Genomic DNA, 19,826 nt, shown 5'->3' on the forward strand with positions numbered 1-19,826 from the left:
TCATGCGTGTCCTGGTGGTGCACAACCGCTACGGCTCGGCGCAGCCGAGCGGGGAGAACAACGTCGTCGACCGGGAGGTGGAGCTGCTGCGCTCGGCCGGCCACCGGGTCGACCTGTTCGAGCGGCGCAGTGACGACATCGGGGGGCGTTCCCTGCTCGGGAAGGTCGCGGTGCCGCTGCTCGTGCCGTGGAACCCGGCGGTCCGCAGGGAGCTGGCGGCGCGGCTGCGCGCGGAGCGGCCCGACGTGGTGCACGTCCACAACGTGTTCCCGCTGCTGTCCCCCGCGGTGCTCGCCGCGTGCGCGGACGCGGGCGTGCCCGCCGTCGCCACGCTGCACAACTACACGCAGGTCTGCCCGCCGGGCACGCTGCAGCGCGACGGCCGGCCCTGCACCGAGTGCGTCGGCGGGAGTCCGCTGCCCGCCGTGCGGCACGGCTGCTACCGCGGCTCCCGTCTGGCGACGGTCCCGCTGGCGGTCAGCCTGTCGGCGAACCGGCGCCGGTGGTGGTCGGGCGCCACCCGCTTCCTGTGCATCTCGCGGGCGCAGCGCGAGGTCCTCGTGGGGGCCGGGATGCCGGCGGAACTGATCGCGGTGAAGCACAACTTCGTGCCGGAGCCGGAGGTCCGCCGCGCGGAGACGTCCGCGGGCGAGCACCTGCTGTATCTCGGGCGGCTCGCCGAGGCCAAGGGCGTGCGGCTGCTGATGACCGCCTGGGACGAGCTGGCGGCGGACGGCGGGGTGGGCGTGCCGCTCGTGATCGCGGGCACCGGGCCGCTGGAGCGCGAGGTGGCCGCGTGGGCGGCGGACCGCGACGACGTGCGCTACGCGGGTCTGCTGGATCCGGCGGAGAGCCGCAAGGCGGTCGCGCGGGCGGTGGCCGTGGTGGCGCCGTCGACGTGGCTGGAGGCGTTCGGCCTGGTGGTCGTGGAGGCGATGGCGGCCGGGGTCCCGGTCGTCGCCGCCGGGCACGGCGCCTTCGTCGAGCTGGTCGAGGACGGGGTGACCGGGCTGCTGCACCGCCCGGGCGACGCCGCCTCGCTGGCGTCCCGGATCCGCCGGATCGCGGGCCGTCCCGATCTGGGCCGGGAGCTGGGCCGGGCCGCCCGGAGCCGTTACGAGCTGGGGTTCAGCCCGGCCGTCGGCCTGGAGCGGCTGCTGGAGGAGTACCGGACCGCGATCGCGGGACGGTCGGAACAACTGGGGGGCAGTAGATGACACGATGCCGACTCTGCGGCTCGGAGGCGATGGCGAGCGTCGTCGACCTCGGCGCGACGCCACCGTGCGAGAGCTTTCTCGCCGCGCACGAACTGGACCGCGCCGAACCGGCGTACCCGTTGCACCTGCGGGTGTGCTCGGAGTGCTGGCTGGCGCAGATCCCGCCGCTGATCACGCCGGAGGAGACATTCAAGGAGTACGCGTACTTCTCCTCCTTCTCCACGTCCTGGGTGGAGCACGCCCGCACCTTCGTGACCGGCGCCGCCGAGCGGCTCGGTCTGGGCCACGCGTCGTTCGTGGTGGAGGTCGCGAGCAACGACGGCTATCTGCTGAAGCACATGGTGGAGCGGGGGGTGCGCTGCCTGGGCATCGAGCCGTCGGTGAACGTGGGCGCCGCCGCGCGCGAGGCGGGCGTGCCGACGCTCACGGAGTTCCTCAGCCCCGAGGTGGGCGCGGGGGTCCGCGCGGAGCACGGCCCGGCGGACCTCGTCGTGGCGAACAACGTGTACGCGCACATCCCCGACGTGGTCGGCTTCACGCGGGGCCTGCGGGCGCTGGTCGCGGACGACGGCTGGGTGTCGATCGAGGTGCAGCACCTGCTGACGCTGATCGAGGAGAACCAGTACGACACGATCTACCACGAGCACTTCCAGTACTACACGGTCGCGTCCGCGATCCGGGCGCTCGCGAGCGGCGGTCTGACGCTCGTGGACGTGGAGCTGCTGCCGACGCACGGCGGTTCGATCCGGCTGTGGGCCCGCCCGGAGGGGGCGGCGGGCGCGCCGTCCGAGCGGGTCGCGGACGTGCTGGCCCGGGAGAAGGCCGCCGGGCTCCAGGAGCTGTCCGGGTACGCGGAGTTCGCCGCCCGGGTCGCCAAGGTCCGCCGGGACCTCCTGAAGTTCCTGATCGGGGCCGCCGAGCGCGGCGAGACGGTCGTCGGCTACGGCGCCCCCGGCAAGGGCAACACCCTGCTCAACCACTGCGGGATCCGCCCCGACCTGCTGCCGTACACGGTCGACCGGAACCCGTACAAGCACGGCCGGTTCACCCCCGGCGCCCGCATCCCGATCCTGCCGCCCGAGCGGATCGCCGCGGACAGGCCGGACTACGTCCTGGTCCTGCCCTGGAACCTGCGGGACGAACTGGTCGAGCAGCTGTCCTACGTCCACGAGTGGGGAGGCCGCCTGGTCTTCCCCGTCCCGGAACTGAGCATCGTCGAGGTCGCGCCCGGAGGGGTCACAGCATGAAGGTCGTTCTGTTCTGCGGCGGTTACGGGATGCGGATGCGCGACGGCGCGGGCGACGACGTGCCCAAGCCGATGGCGATGGTCGGGCCGCGCCCGCTGATCTGGCACGTCATGCGCTACTACGCGCACTTCGGGCACAAGGAGTTCATCCTGTGCCTCGGCTACGGCGCCCATCACATCAAGGAGTTCTTCCTCAACTACGAGGAGACGACGTCCAACGACTTCGTGCTGCGCGGCGGGAAGACCGAACTGCTCTCCACGGACATAGCCGACTGGACGATCACGTTCGCGCAGACCGGCATCGAGTCGCCGATCGGCGAGCGGCTGCGCCGGGTGCGCCACCACCTGGACGGCGACGAGATGTTCCTCGCCAACTACGCGGACGTGCTGACCGACGCCCCGCTGCCGGAGATGATCGAGAACTTCGAGCGGCGCGACGCGGGCGCGTCGATGATGGTGGTGCCGCCGCAGTCCTCGTTCCACTGCGTGGACCTCGGCGAGGACGGACTGGTCGGCGGGATCACCGCGGTCAGCGACATGCCGCTGTGGGAGAACGGCGGCTACTTCGTGCTCCGCCAGGAGGTCTTCGACCACATACCCGAGAACGGGGACCTGGTCGCCGACGGCTGCGCCCAGCTCGCCAAGCGGGGCCGGCTGGTGGCGCACCGGCACCGCGGGTTCTGGAAGCCGACCGACACCGTGAAGGAGCGGGCCGCGCTCGACGCCGCGTACACCCGCGGCGAGCGCCCGTGGGCCGTGTGGGAGCGGGACGGCGCGGGGGTGGGCGCGTGATCGGGCTGGGCGCCGGACGCCTGGAGCGGATCGTCGCGGTCGGCGCGCACTGCGACGACATCGCGATCGGCGCCGGCGGCACCCTCCTCACGCTGTGCCGGGCGCACCCCGGCCTGCGGGTCGACGCGCTGGTGCTCACCGGCGGCGGCACCGAGCGCGAGCAGGAGGAGGAGGCCGCGCTCGCCGCGTTCTGCCCGGGCGCCGACCTGCGGCTGACCGTGCACAAGCTGCCGGACGGCCGACTGCCCGTGCACTGGGACGAGGCGAAGCGCGCCGTCGAGGAGCTGCGCGCGCAGGGCGACCCGGACCTGGTCCTCGCCCCGCGCACGGACGACGCGCACCAGGACCACCGGGGCCTGGCCCGGCTGGTCCCCACCGCCTTCCGCGACCACCTGGTCCTCGGCTACGAGATCGTCAAGTGGGACGGCGATCTCGGCCGCATGGCCGCGTACCAGCCGCTGTCACCGGAGACGGCCGAGGACAAGGTCCGGCTGCTCCAGGAGCACTACCCCTCGCAGCGGCACCGTCCCTGGTACGACCGGGAGGCCTTCCTGGGCCTGGCCCGGATCCGCGGCATCGAATGCCACGCGCGCTACGCCGAGGCCTTCGCCGTCACCAAACTCACTCTCAACCTGGGGGGTTGAACCACCTTGCGCGTACTGCTGACCGGACACCAGGGCTATCTGGGCACCGTGATGGCCCCGGTCCTCGCCGCCGCCGGACACGAGGTCGTCGGCCTCGACTCCGGCCTGTTCGCCGACTGCGTGCTCGGCCCGGCGCCGGCCGACCCGCGCGGACACCGCGTGGACCTGCGCGACGTCACGGCCGAGCACGTGGCCGGGGTGGACGCCGTGATCCACCTCGCCGCGCTCTCCAACGACCCGCTGGGCTCGCTGGCCCCCGAACTCACCTACGACATCAACCACCACGCGTCGGTCCGGCTCGCCCGCCTGGCCCGCGACGCGGGCGTGCGGCGCTTCCTGTACGCGTCGACCTGCTCCGTCTACGGCGCCGCCGGGGGCGACGAGCTGGTCGCCGAGGAGGCGCCCCTGCGCCCGGTGACCCCCTACGCGGAGTCCAAGGTGCGGGTGGAGGACGACCTGCACGCGCTGGCCGACACCGACTTCACACCGGTCTACATGCGCAACGCGACCGCGTTCGGCCACTCCCCCAGGCTGCGCGCCGACATCGTGCTCAACAACCTGGTCGGCCACGCCCTGCTGACCGGTGAGGTGCTCGTCCTGTCCGACGGCACGCCGTGGCGGCCGCTGGTGCACGCCGCCGACATCGCCCGCGCCTTCGCGGCCGCGCTGGACGCGCCGCGCGAGGCGGTGCACGACCGGGCGTTCAACGTCGGCAGCGAGGTCAACAACGTGACGGTCGCCGAGATCGCCGCTCAGGTCGCCGAGGCGGTCGACGGGGCGAAGGTGCGGATCACCGGCGAGAGCGGTGCCGACCCGCGCTCGTACCGGGTGGACTTCTCCCGGATCCGCGGCGCGCTGCCCGGCTTCGACTGCGAGTGGACGGTGAAGCGGGGCGCGCTCGAACTGGCCGACGCCTACCGCACGCACGGGCTGACCATGGCCGCGTTCAAGGAGCGCTTCACCCGGCTCGCCGTGCTCCGCGCGGCGTCCGAGGCCGGCACCGTCGACGACACCCTGCGGCGGCGCGGATGACCTCTGTCGGCGAGGAGATGCACGCGCTGGTGGAGCGGATGTACCCGCTGTGCCGGAGCATCACGGGCGACGGGGTGCGCGCCACCCTGGACATCGTCGGCGAGCACGTCCCGCTCACCCGGCACGAGGTGCCGACCGGGACGCAGGTGCTCGACTGGACGGTGCCGCAGGAGTGGAACATCCGTGACGCGTACGTCGCGGACGCCACCGGCGCACGGGTCGTCGACTTCGCCGCGTCGAGTCTGCACGTGCTCGGGTACAGCGTGCCGGTGTCCGCGCGGATGCCGCTGGCCGAGCTGAAGCAGCACCTGCACACCCTGCCGGAGCACCCGACGTGGGTGCCGTACCGGACGAGTTACTACAAGCCGGAGTGGGGGTTCTGTCTGGCCCAGGAGACCCTGGACGCGCTCCCGGACGGCGAGTACGAGGTGGTGGTCGACTCCACGCTCGCGGACGGGCATCTCAGCTACGCCGAGCACGTGGTCCCCGGTCGGGTCCCCGACGAGGTGCTCGTCTCCTGCCACGTCTGCCACCCGTCGCTGGCCAACGACAACCTGGCCGGGATCGCCGTCGCGACCTTCCTGGCACGGGAGTTGGCCGAGCGCGAGCCCTACTACACGTACCGGTTCGTGTACGCGCCCGGCACGATCGGGGCGATCACCTGGCTGGCCCGCAACCGGGAGCGGGTGGGGCGGGTGAAGCACGGGCTCGTGCTCGCGTGCGCGGGCGACCCGGGGAACGTCACGTACAAGCGGAGCCGGCGCGGCGACGCGGAGATCGACCGGGTGCTGCGGCACGTGCTGACCGCCTCGCAACGGCCGCACAAGATCAGGGAGTTCACCCCGTACGGCTACGACGAGCGGCAGTACTGCTCGCCCGGCTTCGACCTCGCGGTCGGCTCGCTCACCCGCACCCCGTACGCGGGCTATCCCGAGTACCACACCTCGGCGGACGACCTGGACTTCGTGTCCCCGGCGGCGATGGCGGACACCCTCGCCGTGTGCCGCGAGGCGTTCGCCGTCCTGGACCGCAACCGGCGCTACCTCAATCTCAGCCCGTACGGCGAGCCGCAGTTGGGGCGGCGCGGGCTGTACGACGCGCTGGGCGGGCGCAGCGACACCAAGGAGACCCAGATGGCGATGCTCTGGGTGCTCAACCTCTCCGACGGCGAGCACGATCTGATCGACGTCGCCGAGCGGTCCGGGCTGCCCTTCGCCACCGTCGCGGACGCGGCCGACGCGCTCGCCGCGGCCGGCCTGCTCAAGGCGTGACGCCGATGACCGCCGAGAAGGAGGCCGAAGAGGTACGGGCGACGCCGCGGGCCGGGTCCGCGCGGCGGGCCCTCGTCGGCCGGCTGTCCTGGGGGCTCGCCGACCAGGCGGCCTCCAGCCTGTCCAACTTCGTGGTGGGCGTGTACGTGGCCCGCTCGCTGGGCGTCACCGCGTTCGGCGTGTTCAGCCTGGCCTGGGTGACGTACGGCGTGGTCCTCAACGTCTCCCGGGGCCTGGCCACCGACCCGCTCGTGGTGCGGTTCAGCGCGGTGCCTCAGGCGGCCTGGCGCGGGGCCGTCGCCCGGTCCACCGGCACGGCGCTCGGCGTCGGGGTCATCATCGGCGCGGTCTGCCTGGCCGTCGGGCTCGCGCTCGGCGGCCGGGTGGGGACCGCGTTCGCCTGCCTCGGTGTCGTCATGCCGGGGCTGCTGCTCCAGGACGCCTGGCGGTTCTCGTTCTTCGCCGCGGGCGCGGGCCGCAAGGCGTTCGTCAACGACCTGGTGTGGGGCGCCGCGCTCGTCCCGGCCATGGTCGTCGCCGACCGTGTGGGCGGCGTGGGCGCGTTCGTGGTGGCCTGGGGCGCCTCCGCCGCGGTGGCCGCCTCGTACGGCGTCGTCCAGTCCGGCATCCGGCCCCGGCCCGGCCGGGCCCGCGCCTGGCTGCGCGAGCAGCGCGACCTCGGCTACCGCTATCTCGTCGAGAACGTGAGCCTCAGCGGCGCGAGCCAGCTGCGCGCGTACGGGCTCGGCGTGATCGTCGGCGTCGGCGCGGTCGGTGCGGTGCGCGGCGCCGAACTGCTGCTCGGCCCGTTCCTCGCCGTGCTGATGGGCCTGTCCCTCGTCACGGTCCCCGAGGCGGCGCGGGTGCTGCGCGGTGCCCCGCACCGGCTCGGCCGGTTCTGCCTCCTGCTGGGCGGCGGGCAGGCCGGCGCCGCCCTCCTGTGGGGCGGGGCGCTGCTGCTGATGCCGGACCGGGTCGGCGAACTGGTCCTCGGCCACGTGTGGGAGTCGGCCTCCCCGCTCGTCGTGCCGGTGACCCTCGCCGTCGCCGGCGCGGGCCTCGGCACGGGCGCGGCGGCCGGACTGCGCGCGCTCGGCGCGGCCCGGCGCAGCCTGCGCTGCCAGCTGTTCGCCTCCCTCTGTTACGTCACCGGCGGGCTCGGCGGCGCGGCCGCCGGCGGCACGGTCGGCTCGGCCTGGGGCGTCGCCGCCGCGACGCTGAGCGGCTCGGCCGTGTGGTGGCTGCACCTGCGGTCCGCCCTGCGCGAGCACCACCGGAACCACGAGATCCATGAAGCGAGGACGTCATGACCCCCCACCCCAGGCTGAGCATCGGCCTGCCCGTGTACAACGGCGAGGAGTACCTCGCCGAGTCGTTCGACGCGCTGCTCGGCCAGACCTACGAGGACTTCGAACTGGTCGTCTCCGACAACGCCTCGACCGACGCCACCCAGGAGATCTGCCGCAAGTACGCGGCGCAGGACTCCCGCATCCGCTACCTCCGGCTGCCCCGCAACGTCGGGGCGACCCCCAACCACAACCGGGTGTTCGCCGAGTGCCGCGGCGAACTGTTCAAGTGGGCCTCGCACGACGACCTGTACGGGCGGGACCTGCTGCGGCGGTGTGTGGACGCGCTGGACGAGCGGCCCGACGTGATCCTCGCGCACACCGACCAGGCGGTCGTCGACGCCGACGGCCGGGTCAAGGTGCCGTACGCGTACACGCTCGACACCGGCTCGCCGAGCGCCCCGGACCGTTTCCGCAGTCTGCTGTTCGAGCCGGGCGGCGACGACTTCTACGGGGTGATCCGGGCCGACGTGCTGCGCCGGGTGAAGCCGCTGGACAGCTACCACCACGCGGACCGCACGTTCGTCGCCGAGATCACCCTGCACGGGCGCTTCCACCAGGTGCCGGAGCTGCTGTACTTCCGCCGCGACCATCCCCACCGCGCCGAGCGGGCCAACCCCGGCAAGCGGGCCCGCTGCGTCAATCTGGACCCGCGCCGGGCCGGGCCGCTGCATCCGACACCGCGGCTGCTCGCCGAGTACCTGTGGGGGTTCGTCGCGGCGATCCGGCGGGCGCCGCTGTCCCCGGCCGACCGGCGGGCCTGCTACGGCCATCTCGCCGACTGGATGAGCAGCCGGGCCAGGCCGGGTGCCGGTGAGCGGGTCGAGGACCGCGCGCCGGTCGACCCCGACCTGCTCACCGTCTCCGTCGACGAGCTGGTCGCCGGGCGCGAGGGCCGGGCCGGGGGGCGGGCGTGACGCCGGTGCGCGTCGGGGTGTTCGGCCTGCTCGGCTCCGGCAACCTCGGCAACGACGGGTCCTTGGAGGCCCTGCTCGGACATCTGCGCGCGGAGCATCCGGGCGCGGTCGTGGACGCGCTGTGCGGGGGGCCCGAGGCGGTCACGGCCCGCTTCGGGATCCCCGCGACGCGGCTGCACTGGTACCGCGGGGAGTACCGGACGGCGTCCCGCGCCGGGGCGATCGTGGGGAAAGGACTCGGCAAGCTCGTCGACGCGTTCCGCACCGCCGCCTGGGTTCGCCGGCACGACGTGGTGATCGTGCCGGGCATGGGCGTCCTGGAGGCCACGCTGCCGCTGCGGCCGTGGGGATTCCCGTACGCGCTGTTCCTGCTGAGCGCGAGCGGGCGGCTGCTCGGCACGAAGGTCGCCTTCGTCAGCGTGGGCGCCGCCCCGATCGGCAATCCGTCGACGCGGACCCTCGTGCGCTGGTCGGCGCGGCTCGCCGCGTACCGCTCGTACCGGGACGAGCGGTCCCGGGACGCGCTGCGGGCGATGGGCGTGGACACCGCGCGGGACCGGGTCTACCCGGACCTCGCGTTCGCCCTGCCCGCCCCGGAGCCGAAACCGCCCTCGGATCTGCCGGGGCCGGTCTGCCTCGGCGTCATGGACTTCCATGGCGGGGACGACGACCGCGCGCGGGCCGGCGAGATCCACCGGCGCTATCTCGACGGCACGATCCGCTTCGTGCGCGCGCTGGTCGACGAGGGCCGGCCGGTGCGGCTGCTGACCGGCGACACCTGCGACGCGTCGGTGGTCGCCGCGATCCTCGACGCCGTGGACTCGTCACTGGTCACGGCCGCCGAACCGGCCTCCCTCGCCGACCTGATGGACGAGATGACGGCCGCCGACACGGTGGTCGCGGTCCGCTACCACAACCTGATCTGCGCCCTGAAGACCGGAACACCCGTCCTCGCCGTCAGCTACGCGGCCAAGAGCGAGGCGCTCATGGACCGGATGGGCCTCGGCGCGTACTGCCATCCGGCGCGCGCGGTCGACGCGGACCGGCTGCTCGAACAGTTCCGGGAGCTGGAGAGGAACGCGGCGGACGTGCGGCGCACCATCGCCGAGCGGGGCGAGGCGGCCGCCCGGGACCTGCGCGACCAGTTCGACGCCCTGACCGCGCTGCTGCCCTCACCCACCGACACCACCACCCCCACAATGCGAGAGGTTCCATGAAAGCGACCGAAGTCCCGGAGATCTCCGGCGCGTTCCTCTTCGAATCCACCCCCTACGCCGACGAGCGCGGCTTCTTCTGCCGCACCTTCGACGCGGACGTGATCCGCTCGGTGGGCCTCGACCCGCACGCCTTCGTCCAGGACAGCGTGTCCCGTTCGGTGCGGGGCGTGCTGCGCGGGATGCACCTGCGTTCGGGCGCCGGCGAGGCCAAGCTGGTGCGGTGCTCGTCGGGGCGGATCTTCGACGTGGTCGTCGACCTGCGCGAGGACTCCCCGACCTTCCTGGGCCGGGCGTTCTTCGAACTGTCCGGCGAGACACAGACGACGCTGTACGTCCCGGCCGGCTGCGCGCACGGCTTCCAGGCGCTCAGCGAGAGCGCCGACACCTCGTACCGGATCGACCGTCCGCACGATCCGTCCGAGGACGTGACGATCGCCTTCGACGACCCCGAACTCGCGATCCCCTGGCCGCTGCCCGCCACGTCGATGTCCCGCCGTGACCGGGAGGCGCCCGGCCTCGCCGAGGTCCTCAAGCAGCGGAAGGAACGGTGACACGGGCCGTGGACGCCGAAGACTTCGAACTGCCCCGCTCGCGCGCGGCGAACGAGCGGCTGCACGCGCTGATCCCCGGGGGCGCGCACACCTACGCCAAGGGCGACGACCAGTACCCCGAGCACCTCGCGCCGGTGATCAGCCACGGCAAGGGCGCGCACGTGTGGGACGTCGACGGGAACCGGTACGTCGAGTACGGGTCCGGGCTGCGCTCCGTGAGCCTCGGGCACGCCCACCCGCGGGTCACCGAGGCGGTGCGCCGTGAACTGGACCGCGGCAGCAACTTCGTCCGGCCGTCCGTGCTGGAGGTGGAGGCCGCCGAGCGGTTCCTCGCGACCGTGCCGACGGCCGAGATGGTGAAGTTCGCCAAGAACGGCTCGGACGTCACCACCGCGGCGGTGCGCCTCGCCCGCGCCGTCACCGGCCGCACCCGCGTGGCGGTCTGCGCCGACCACCCCTTCTTCTCCGTGGACGACTGGTTCATCGGCACGACGCCGATGTCCGCCGGCATCCCGGCCGCGATCACCGACCTGACCGTGTCGTTCCCCTACGGGGACCTGGCCGCTACGGAGGAGGTGCTCGCCCGGTACGCGGGCGACGTCGCCTGCCTGATCCTGGAGCCGGCCGGCCATGCCGAGCCGCCGCCCGGCTACCTGGAGGGCCTGCGCGAACTGGCCCACCGGCACGGCTGTCTCCTGGTGTTCGACGAGATGATCACCGGGTTGCGCTGGTCCGAGGCGGGGGCGCAGGGCCTGTACGGGGTCGTGCCCGATCTCTCCACGTTCGGGAAGGCGCTGGGCAACGGGTTCGCGGTGTCGGCGCTCGCCGGGCGGCGGGAGTTCATGGAGCGGGGCGGGCTGCGGGACACGCACGACCGGGTGTTCCTGCTGTCCACGACGCACGGCGCGGAGACGCATGCGCTGGCGGCGGCGATGGCGGTGCTGGACACGTACGTCGAGGAGGGCGTCACGGCCCGGCTGCACGCGCTCGGGGAGCGGCTGGCCTCCGGCGTGCGGGAGGCCGCGGCGAGCCGGGGCGTCGGGGAGCACGTCGTCGTCCGGGGCCGGGCCAGCAACCTGGTGTTCGCCACGCTCGACGAGTACGGGCAGCCGTCCCAGCCCTACCGCACGCTGTTCCTCCGTCAGTTGCTGGCGGGCGGGGTCCTCGCTCCCTCCTTCGTGGTGAGCGGCGCGCTCGACGAGACGGACATCGACCGCACGGTGGAGGTCGTGGCCGACGCGTGCGGGGTCTATCGCAAGGCCCTGGACGCGGGCGACCCCACCCCCTGGCAGGGCGGCCGCCCCGTCAAACCGGTCTTCCGTCGCCGGGCCTGATCGCGGCGGCCGGGACAACTCCCGGGCGCCGGGGCGAAGACACGACCCCGGCGCCCGTCGCCTCCCGCCTTTGCCTGGCCCTTCTTCCACCCACCCGCCCCCTCCGGGGGCGTCGGCCCGGCGCCCGGCCTCAGGCACGAGTTCCTGTCGTCCCGGACTGCGGCGACGCTGATTCGGCGCCGAGCAGAGCGGCCACGCCAGGGGCGCGGGGAACTGCGCGAGCAACCACGACGGCGCAGCGGTCGGCGACGGCGCCAGACCCATACGGCGCGGCACTGCAACCCGACCCCGCCACCGCGCGCTCCAGCGGCCTCGGCCCCGTCAGGGGCGCGGGGAACTGCGCGAGCAACCACGACGGCGCAGCGGTCGGCGACGATGCTCAGCCCCTACGGCGCCGACGCTGTAGCTGAAGCCGACCGATTCGCGCACCCGGCACCTGGGTGCCGCCTCGCCCACCCTGCCGCCCCAGGCGGCAGACTGCCCAAGGCTAGGTCGACGCGACCGGGTACGTACCCGGGGCCTGAGTGCTGCCCAAAAGCCAAGGCGGCTGGAGCGCTTGCCCCAAACCAAAGTGCTGCCCATGCAGGGCGGATGGAGTGCGTGCGCGGCACTGGAGTTGTGTCAGAGGCTGGGCCCTGAGCGCAGGCGTCCTGCACCAACGGGCTGCGGCGCATCCCAGCCCGGGACGACGGGAACACGTGCCCGAGGCCGGGCGCCGGGCCGACGCCCCCGGAGGGGGCGCGGGCGGGTGGGAGAAGGGCCAGGGCGATGGCCCCACTCGACGACGGCGACCCGCACCCGCACCCGCACCGGGCTGCGGCATAGCCCAAAACCCGACGACAACGGTCCGCGGCCGGGCGCCGGGCCGACGCACCCGGAGGGGGCGGGTGGGTGGGAGCAGGGGGCGGGCCAGGGGCCTGCGCCGGCGAGACCCGGCCGGAGGCCGGACAGCCTGGGGTGGGCCAGACCGGCTGGACGCCGGACGGCTTGGGGTGGGCCAACCCGGCCGGAGGTCAGAGGTGATGGGGGCCGGCCGGAGGACCGTGGGGTGAGGGAGGCGGGTGTTGTCAGGGGCGCGGGGAACTGCGCGATCGGCCACGACGAAACGCGCACCCTCCGAACGCCGCCCCCCCTCCCCGCAGGGCCGCCCTACTTCGGGGCCGGGAACGACGCGTCCCGGGAGGCACGGCGTGCGGTCACATCGGTGAGGCGGGCCAGCGCGAAGGTGAGCGCCAGCGCCACGCACCAGCCGCCCAGCACATCCGTCGGATAGTGCGCCCCCAGCGCGACCTGCGCCCACCCCATCGCGGCGCCGCCCACGAGCGCCGCACCGAGGACCACCCCCCGTCGCCCGTCGACGACCAGCGCCACCGCGACCGCCAGCGCCGTGAAGAAGGCCGTGTGCCCGCTCGGGTACGACAGGTTGCTGTCCCCGTGAATGGTGCGGCCCACCACGTGCTTGAGCAGCGTCGCCATCACGACGGCACCCACCGTCGCGGCGACCAGGAAGACCGCCGCCCGCGGGCGCCGCCGCACCAGGCAGCCGACCGCGACGGCACCCACCAGCAGCACGGCCGCCACCGGCTCCCCCAGAGAGTCCAGCGCCAGCGCGACCCCCCGCCACGGCTGCCCCACCGTGTCGTCCGTCGGATCCACGAACCACCGGTCCACCCGCCCCGGCTGCCCGTGCCCGGCGTACAGCACGCCGACCACCGCGACGACCAGCACGGCCACCACCCCGATCGGCACCGACACCCCCCGCAGCGGCGCGGGCAGCAGCGCCCGCTCCTCCACCGCACGGTCCCGCCCGGACTCCCCCACCGACATGCCCCCTGTCGTGCCGTACCGCTGTCGTGTCCGTCGCCCTGGTCAGGGACGACGGTTCCAGTATCGAGCCCGCTCCGAGGACCCGCATCCAGAGCGCCCGTGCGATCATCATGCCTCGCCGAAGGACTGGAGGAGTGCGTGAACTCGGGTGGGGAACAGGGTGGTTCGTCCGTTTCGGACGAGGAGTGGGAGCGCTTCCTCAGGGAGTCCGAGGAGGGCGTGCGCGACGCCCCGCAGGAGCCGTCGGCGCGGGCCCGGATGGTCACCCGCCGCCTCCAGGAGGAGGACCCCCAGGACGGCAACGGCAGGGGCTGGCGGACGTACAGCCCGGCCCGCCCCCGACGGCGCACCGGCTGGTACGTCGCCGGGATCCTCGCGGCGCTCGCCGTGGTGCTCTGGGTCCTGGCCCCGGACCGGGTGACGCACCTGTTCGGCGCGGGAGGCGTGGGCAGCGCGCCGGACGCCACCCCGCTCGGCGCGGAGACGGCGCCCCCGACGGGCCCGCCGCCCTCGACCGGAACCCTCCGCGGCACGCGCGCCGAACCGTTCCGGGGTTCGCCCGCCGCCCGCTGGGCCGACGGCGCGGCCGGCATCTCGGTGCCAGCGCCCCGCGCGACGGCCTGGATGGACGAGGCGCAGGTCGCGAAGGCCCTGGACCGCAGCCGTGACTTCCTCGTCGCCTCCAGCCTCGACCGAGAGGTCCTGCGCGGCGCACGCCCGAGCGAGGCCATCGCGTACATCAATCCGAAGCAGCCGCGGGAGCAGGAGTTCATCGAGACGTCCCTGCGCTCCCCCAGCGAGAAGTACGACCCGCTGGTGCTGTTCAGCCGCTTCGACCCCGACAGGACGTCGCTGGTCGGGGACGTGGTCAAGGTCCGCGGCCGGCTCTCGTACGAGGAGGGGCCGGGCCCGCAACACGCGCTGCGGGTGACCACGGACGTGACGTACGTGTACCCGGTCGTGGCCGCGGCCGGCGACCCGGACGAGGTCACCCGGGTCATCGTGCGGCGCCAGGTGGTCATGGACTGGCAGAACCCGGAGAAGGTCGTCACGAAGGCCGGCACCTTCTCCGTGCACAGCAACATGATCCACACCACGAACGCGGGCTGCCGCACTCACAACGGCTTCCTCACCCCGACGTTCGACGGGCCCGGGGCGTCGGACGGACCGACCGCGGACCCGTACGACCGCAGCGCGCCGGTGGTCTCCCCGGAGCGCGACGGCGAGTGCGGCACCGCCACCCGCTCCTAGCCCCGGCCCCTACCCCGTGCGCGCGTCCTCGTCCTCGAAGGCACGCAGCAGATCGGCGGCGACGCTCACCGCGATCGTCGCCGGTTCCTTGCCGGTGATCTCGGTCAGCCCGATCGGGGTCTTGATGCGGGCGATGACCTCGTCGTCGTGCCCGCCCTCGTCGGCGAGACGGCGGCGGAAGCGGGTCCACTTGGCGGCCGAGCCGATCAGCCCGATCGAGCCGAGGTGACCGGTGCGCAGGGCGGCGTCGCACAGCGCGGCGTCCTCGGCGTGGTCGTGGGTCATGATCAGGACGTGTGTGCCGTGCGGCAGTCCGTCCAGGACCTCCTCGGGCAGCAGCGGCGTGTGGTGGGTGTGGACCTGGGCGACCGCGTCGGAGGTGAGCACGGCGAGCCGTTCCCCGGTGAGGAGTTCGGCGCGGCTGTCGACGAGGTGGAGGTCCAGGTCCTGGCGGGCCAGGATCCTGGCCAGTTCGAAGCCGACATGGCCGACGCCGAAGACGGCCACGGCCCGCACCACGGGCAGCGGTTCGAGCAGGACCTGGACCGTGCCGCCGCAGCACTGGACGCCGTGCCGGTTGGTGACCTTGTCGTTCAGGGCGAAGTCGATCAGTTCGGGCGCGGTCGCGGCCCCGGCGATCATCTCCCGGGCCCGGTCGATGGAGACGGCCTCGACGTTGCCGCCGCCGATCGACCCCCAGGTGGCGCCGGCGCCCACGACGAGCTTCGCGCCGGCGTCGCGCGGGGCGTGACCGCGCACGGCCGTGACGGTCACGAGCACGCCGGGCTCCCGGCGTGCCCGCAGCCGCGCGACCGCGGCGATCCAGGCCGTGTCAGGCACCGACCGGCGCTTCCGCCTCGGCCCGGCCGGCCCGGGGCGCACTCGCGCGGGCCGCCTCGATCGCCCAGAACACGGCCTCCGGCGTGGCGGGCGAGGCCAGTTCGACAGGCGTGCCGGGATGACCGAACGCGGCGGCCGCCTCGCGCAGCGCCTCCCGCACCGAGAACGCGAGCATCAGCGGCGGCTCGCCGACCGCCTTGGAGCCGTAGACGGCGCCCTCCTCGGTCGCGTTCTCCAGCAGCTCCACGTGGAACTCCTCGGGCATCTCGGAGAAGCTCGGCAGCTTGTAGGTGCTGGCGGCCTGGGTCTGGAGCCGGCCCCGGTGCGGCCCGTCGCCGGCGTCCCAGCGCAGGTCCTCGAGGGTCAGCCAGCCGGCGCCCTGCACGAAGCCGCCCTCGACCTGCCCGATGTCGATCATCGGCGAGAGGCTGTCGCCGACGTCGTGCACGATGTCGACGCGCCGCACGCGGTACGCGCCGGTGAAGCCGTCGACCTCCACCTCGGCGGCGGCCGCGCCGTGCGAGAAGTACTTGAACGGCGAGCCGTGGAACGACTTCGCGTCCCAGTGCAGGCCCTCGGTGCGGTAGAAGCCGGCGGCCGACAGCTGCACCCGCTGGAGGTACGCGGTGCGCACGAGGTCGTCCCAGGCGAGCTCGCGGTCGCTGCCGAGGGCGCGGGCGACGCCCTCGACGACGCGGACGTCGGCGGCGGGCGCGCCGAGCTGGGTGCCGGCCACCTGGAGGAGGCGTTCGCGCAGCTGCTCGCAGGCGTTCTTGACGGCGGCGCCGTTGAGGTCGGCGCCGGCGCTGGCGGCGGTGGCCGAGGTGTTGGGCACCTTGTCGGTGCGGGTGGGGGCGAGCCGGACCTTGTGCAGCGGGATGCCGAGGGTGGTCGCGGCCACCTGGAGCATCTTGGTGTGCAGGCCCTGGCCCATCTCGGTGCCGCCGTGGTTGATCAGGACGGAGCCGTCCTTGTAGATCAGCACGAGGGCGCCGCCCTGGTTGAAGGCGGTGAGGTTGAAGGAGATGCCGAACTTGATCCCGGTGACGGCGAGGGCCCGCTTGGTGTGCGGGTGCGCCGTGTTGAACGCCTCGATCTCGCGCCGCCGTTCGGCGACGGCGCCGTTCTCCCGCACCTTGTCCCAGACGGCGCCGATCCGTTCGGGCTGGGTGAGCGGCTGCCCGTAGGGGGTGGTGTGGCCGCGCCGGTAGAAGTTGCGTTCGCGCAGCTCCATCGGGTCGAGGCCGAGCAGCGGCGCGCACCGGCCCATGATGTCCTCGATGACGAGCATGCCCTGGGGTCCGCCGAAGCCGCGGAAGGCGGTGTTGGAGACCTTGTGGGTACGTGCGATGCGGCCGGTGACGCGGGCGTTGGGGATCCAGTACGTGTTGTCGATGTGGCACAGGGCGCGGGCGACGACCGGCTCGGACAGGTCGAGGCTCCAGCCGCCGTCCGCGGTGAGGCCCGCGTCCAGGGCCTGGATGCGGGCCTCGGCGTCGAAGCCGATGCGCCAGCGGGCGTGGAAGCCGTGCCGCTTGCCGGACATGGTCAGGTCCTGGGTGCGGGTCAGGCGCAGCCGGACGGGGCGGCCGGTGAGCTTCGCACCGAGCGCGGCGACGGCCGCGAAGCCGTGCGGCTGCATCTCCTTGCCGCCGAAGCCGCCGCCCATGCGCAGGCACTGCACGGTCACCTCGTGGCTGCTGAGCCCGAGGACGTGCGCGACGATCTCCTGCGTCTCGGAGGGGTGCTGGGTGCTGCTCTGCACGAAGACCTGGCCGGCCTCGTCGATCTGGGCGAGCGCGGCATGGGTCTCCAGGTAGAAGTGCTCCTGGTCGGAGAACTGGAACTCGCCGCTGAACACGTGGGCGGAGTCGGCGAATCCGGCGTCGATGTCGCCGGTCTCCATGACGGGCCGGGCGCCGTGGAAGCTGTCGGCGGCGATCGCCTCCTCCAGCGTGATCACGGAGGGCAGTTCGTCGAGGTCGACCTCGACGGCCTCGGCGCCGAGCCGGGCCGCTTCCAGGGTCTCGCCGAGCACCCAGGCGACGGCGTGGCCGTGGAACATGACCTCGTCGGGGAAGAGCGGCTCGTCGTGCTTCATGCCGGCGTCGTTGACGCCGGGCACGTCGGCCCCGGTCAGGACGCGGACCACGCCGGGCACGGCGAGCGCGGGCGCGGTGCGCAGGGCGGTGATCCGGCCGTGGGCGTGCATCACCTGGACGGGGTGGGCGTGCAGCACGTCCTTGGTGCGGGCGACGAGGTCGTCGGTGTAGAGGGCGGTGCCGGTGACGTGCTGGACGGCGCTCTCGTGCGGCATCGACCGCCCGACGACGGCCTTCTCCGGGCGCTCGGACAACTGGCTCATGCCGACACCTCCGCGGTGGTCTGTGCGTACAGCTTCTTCAGGCTCTGGCCGAGCATCGCGGAGCGGTAGAGGGCGCTGGCCCGGTGGTCGCTCATCGGGGTGCCCTCGCCGCGCAGCACGCGGGCGGCGGCCTCGACGGTCGCTTCCGTCCAGGGCTCACCCTCCAGGGCGGCCTCGGTGGCGAGCGCCCTGATCGGGGTGGCGGCCACACCGCCGAGGCCGATGCGGGCCTTGCGCACGGTGCCGTCCCGGACGTCGAGCGCGAAGGCGACGGCCACGCTGGAGATGTCGTCGAAGCGCCGCTTGGCGATCTTGTGGAAGGCGGTGACGGGCGACAGCGGCAGCGGCACGCGCACGGCGCGGATCAGCTCGCCGGGGCGGCGCACGCTCTGCCGGTAGCCGGTGAAGTACTCGGCGAGCGGCACGACGCGCTCGCCGTCGGCGCCGGCGAGGACGACCGACGCCTCCAGGGCGAGCAGCGCGGGCGGGCTGTCGCCGATGGGCGAGCCGGTGCCGAGGTTGCCGCCGAGGGTGGCGCAGTTGCGGATGAGGCGCGACGCGAACTGCGGGAACAGGTCGGCGAGGAGCGGCACGGAGCCGGCGAGTCCGCGCTCGATCTCGCTGAGGGTGAGGGCGGCGCCGATCTCGACGTGCCCTGACCCGGTGCGCAGTTCCCGCAGTTCGGGCAGCCGGTCGACGGCGATCACGCAATCGGCCCTGCGGGAGCGGATGTTGACCTCGACGCCCCAGTCGGTGGATCCCGCGACGACCGTCGCGTCGGGCCGTTCGCGCAGCAGCCGCAGCGTGTCGGCCAGCGTGTCCTTCCGTACGAACGTCCGCTCGCCCTGCGTGTAGGAGGTGGCGACGGGGGCGGGCGGCGCCTCGTCGCGGCGGCGGGCCAGGGTGTCGTCCTCGCCCGGCGCGCCGACGGCGAACGCGGCGTCGCGGATGGGCCGGTAGCCGGTGCAGCGGCACAGGTTGCCGCTCAGGGCGTGCAGGTCGAAGCCGTTCGGCCCGTGCTCGGCGCCGGTGTCCCCGGCGGGGTGGGCGCAGCGGTCGGGCCGGTAGTACTCGGCGGCCATGCTGCACACGAACCCGGGGGTGCAGTATCCGCACTGGGAGCCGCCGCGGACCGCCATCTCCTCCTGCACCGGGTGGAGTTCGCCGTCGGCGGCGCCCGCGGCGAGGCCTTCCGCGGTGACGATCTCCTGGCCGTCGAGCGCGGCGGCCGGGATCAGGCAGGCGTTGACGGCGACCCAGTCGGTGGGCCGGTCGGTGCCGGGGCGGGCCACGAGCACGGAGCAGGCGCCGCATTCTCCTTCGGCGCAGCCCTCCTTGGTGCCGGTGAGGCCGCGCTCGCGCAGCAGGTCGAGGGCGGTGGTGTGGGGCGGGGCCGGTGCGAGCGGGATGTCGGCCCCGTTGACCGTGAGTTGAACGTGGTTCGCCAAGGTCCAGGCAGCTTTCTGTGTGCGCGCCGGATGTCAGGGAAGGGCGCGGGAGGGCACGCGGGTGCGGCGTGCCGAAAGGCGGTGGAGACGTGAGACCCGGAAGGAGTGAGGGGGTGGGACCGCGAGGGGCACCCCAGGAGGCCGGAAGGGCGGTCAGCAGCCGTGTGCGATGCGGCCCGGCGCCCAGGCGGTGCGCTGGGCGAGACGACCGAGATCGGAGCAGGTGTTCATCCGCCGGTCGCCTCCCTTCGTCCTGCCGCGCGTTCGCCGCGCGCGTTCCGTCACGCGCGGGCCGATGGCACCCGGACGCTAATCGCTCGGGCCGCGAGGGGTCAAGACCCCTCCGCACTTCGGACACACGCGCGCGCTAGCACCGCTCCCACCTGCGCACAAGAGCTGATCGGCCGACAACCCTGTCCCCCGCCCGGCCGCTCCCCCGTCGCTCCGGTGGCTCAAAGATGGCCGGTTAGAGGCGTGCAGGACAACCAGGTCTGCCGGTTCCGCCCGGGCGAGCCGCGGGTGGTCCCG

Annotated in this window: 16 protein-coding genes; 12 read left to right on the top strand and 4 right to left on the bottom strand. The window is 73.7% G+C overall.

Annotated features, from left to right (window positions below; all coding sequences use genetic code 11):
- Positions 1–2: 2 nt before the first annotated feature.
- From IAG42_RS07160 to IAG42_RS07210, 11 genes are read left to right on the top strand one after another with little or no spacing between them, the layout of a single operon-like run.
- The gene (locus IAG42_RS07160) at positions 3–1,217 is read left to right on the top strand and encodes a glycosyltransferase (RefSeq protein WP_188336186.1); all 1,215 of its coding nucleotides are present in this window, start codon (positions 3–5) and stop codon (positions 1,215–1,217) included.
- Positions 1,214–2,464, top strand: coding sequence for a class I SAM-dependent methyltransferase (locus IAG42_RS07165; RefSeq protein WP_188336187.1), 1,251 nt, complete (start codon positions 1,214–1,216; stop codon positions 2,462–2,464). The genes IAG42_RS07160 and IAG42_RS07165 overlap by 4 nt, the downstream gene beginning before the upstream one ends.
- Entirely contained in the window at positions 2,461–3,255 is a 795-nt protein-coding gene (locus IAG42_RS07170) for a glycosyltransferase family protein (RefSeq protein WP_188336188.1), read from the top strand. The genes IAG42_RS07165 and IAG42_RS07170 overlap by 4 nt, the downstream gene beginning before the upstream one ends.
- On the top strand, positions 3,252–3,899 hold the full coding sequence (locus IAG42_RS07175) for a PIG-L deacetylase family protein (RefSeq protein WP_188336189.1): 648 nt from the start codon (positions 3,252–3,254) through the stop codon (positions 3,897–3,899). The genes IAG42_RS07170 and IAG42_RS07175 overlap by 4 nt, the downstream gene beginning before the upstream one ends.
- Positions 3,900–3,905: 6 nt before the next feature.
- Positions 3,906–4,931 (top strand): NAD-dependent epimerase/dehydratase family protein, encoded by a 1,026-nt coding sequence (locus IAG42_RS07180; protein ID WP_188336190.1) that lies wholly within the window; start codon positions 3,906–3,908, stop codon positions 4,929–4,931.
- Positions 4,928–6,202, top strand: coding sequence for a DUF4910 domain-containing protein (locus tag IAG42_RS07185; protein ID WP_188336191.1), 1,275 nt, complete (start codon positions 4,928–4,930; stop codon positions 6,200–6,202). The genes IAG42_RS07180 and IAG42_RS07185 overlap by 4 nt, the downstream gene beginning before the upstream one ends.
- 5 nt (positions 6,203–6,207) lie before the next feature.
- Positions 6,208–7,512 carry an MATE family efflux transporter gene (locus IAG42_RS07190; RefSeq protein WP_188336192.1) on the top strand — a complete coding sequence of 435 codons (1,305 nt, stop codon included), beginning with the start codon at positions 6,208–6,210 and terminating at the stop codon, positions 7,510–7,512.
- Positions 7,509–8,465 carry a glycosyltransferase family 2 protein gene (locus IAG42_RS07195; RefSeq protein ID WP_188336193.1) on the top strand — a complete coding sequence of 319 codons (957 nt, stop codon included), beginning with the start codon at positions 7,509–7,511 and terminating at the stop codon, positions 8,463–8,465. The genes IAG42_RS07190 and IAG42_RS07195 overlap by 4 nt, the downstream gene beginning before the upstream one ends.
- Positions 8,462–9,682, top strand: coding sequence for a polysaccharide pyruvyl transferase family protein (locus IAG42_RS07200; RefSeq protein WP_188336194.1), 1,221 nt, complete (start codon positions 8,462–8,464; stop codon positions 9,680–9,682). The genes IAG42_RS07195 and IAG42_RS07200 overlap by 4 nt, the downstream gene beginning before the upstream one ends.
- Positions 9,679–10,233 (top strand): dTDP-4-dehydrorhamnose 3,5-epimerase family protein, encoded by a 555-nt coding sequence (locus IAG42_RS07205; RefSeq protein ID WP_188336195.1) that lies wholly within the window; start codon positions 9,679–9,681, stop codon positions 10,231–10,233. The genes IAG42_RS07200 and IAG42_RS07205 overlap by 4 nt, the downstream gene beginning before the upstream one ends.
- Before the next feature lie 8 nt (positions 10,234–10,241).
- Positions 10,242–11,567 (top strand): glutamate-1-semialdehyde 2,1-aminomutase, encoded by a 1,326-nt coding sequence (locus IAG42_RS07210; RefSeq protein WP_188336196.1) that lies wholly within the window; start codon positions 10,242–10,244, stop codon positions 11,565–11,567.
- Positions 11,568–12,716: 1,149 nt separating this feature from the next.
- On the opposite strand, the gene IAG42_RS07215 is transcribed toward IAG42_RS07210, so the two are convergent.
- Entirely contained in the window at positions 12,717–13,394 is a 678-nt protein-coding gene (locus tag IAG42_RS07215) for a phosphatase PAP2 family protein (protein WP_188336197.1), read from the bottom strand.
- A gap of 138 nt (positions 13,395–13,532) precedes the next feature.
- Here IAG42_RS07215 and IAG42_RS07220 point away from each other — a divergent pair, with 138 nt between their 5' ends.
- Positions 13,533–14,645 (top strand): hypothetical protein, encoded by a 1,113-nt coding sequence (locus IAG42_RS07220; protein ID WP_188336198.1) that lies wholly within the window; start codon positions 13,533–13,535, stop codon positions 14,643–14,645.
- A gap of 9 nt (positions 14,646–14,654) precedes the next feature.
- Here the strand turns inward: IAG42_RS07220 and xdhC are convergent, their stop codons facing one another.
- The 3 genes from xdhC to IAG42_RS07235 are packed head-to-tail and all read right to left on the bottom strand — an operon-like array spanning position 14,655 to position 19,298.
- Entirely contained in the window at positions 14,655–15,485 is an 831-nt protein-coding gene (xdhC, locus tag IAG42_RS07225) for a xanthine dehydrogenase accessory protein XdhC (RefSeq protein WP_188336199.1), read from the bottom strand.
- A complete protein-coding gene (xdhB, locus tag IAG42_RS07230) occupies positions 15,478–17,850 on the bottom strand; it encodes a xanthine dehydrogenase molybdopterin binding subunit (protein ID WP_188336200.1) in 2,373 nt (790 codons plus the stop codon). The genes xdhC and xdhB overlap by 8 nt, the downstream gene beginning before the upstream one ends.
- The gene (locus IAG42_RS07235) at positions 17,847–19,298 is read right to left on the bottom strand and encodes a xanthine dehydrogenase small subunit (RefSeq protein WP_188336201.1); all 1,452 of its coding nucleotides are present in this window, start codon (positions 19,296–19,298) and stop codon (positions 17,847–17,849) included. The genes xdhB and IAG42_RS07235 overlap by 4 nt, the downstream gene beginning before the upstream one ends.
- Positions 19,299–19,826: the final 528 nt, after the last annotated feature.

It is taken from the genome of Streptomyces xanthii (assembly GCF_014621695.1).
GTDB lineage: Bacteria > Actinomycetota > Actinomycetes > Streptomycetales > Streptomycetaceae > Streptomyces > Streptomyces xanthii.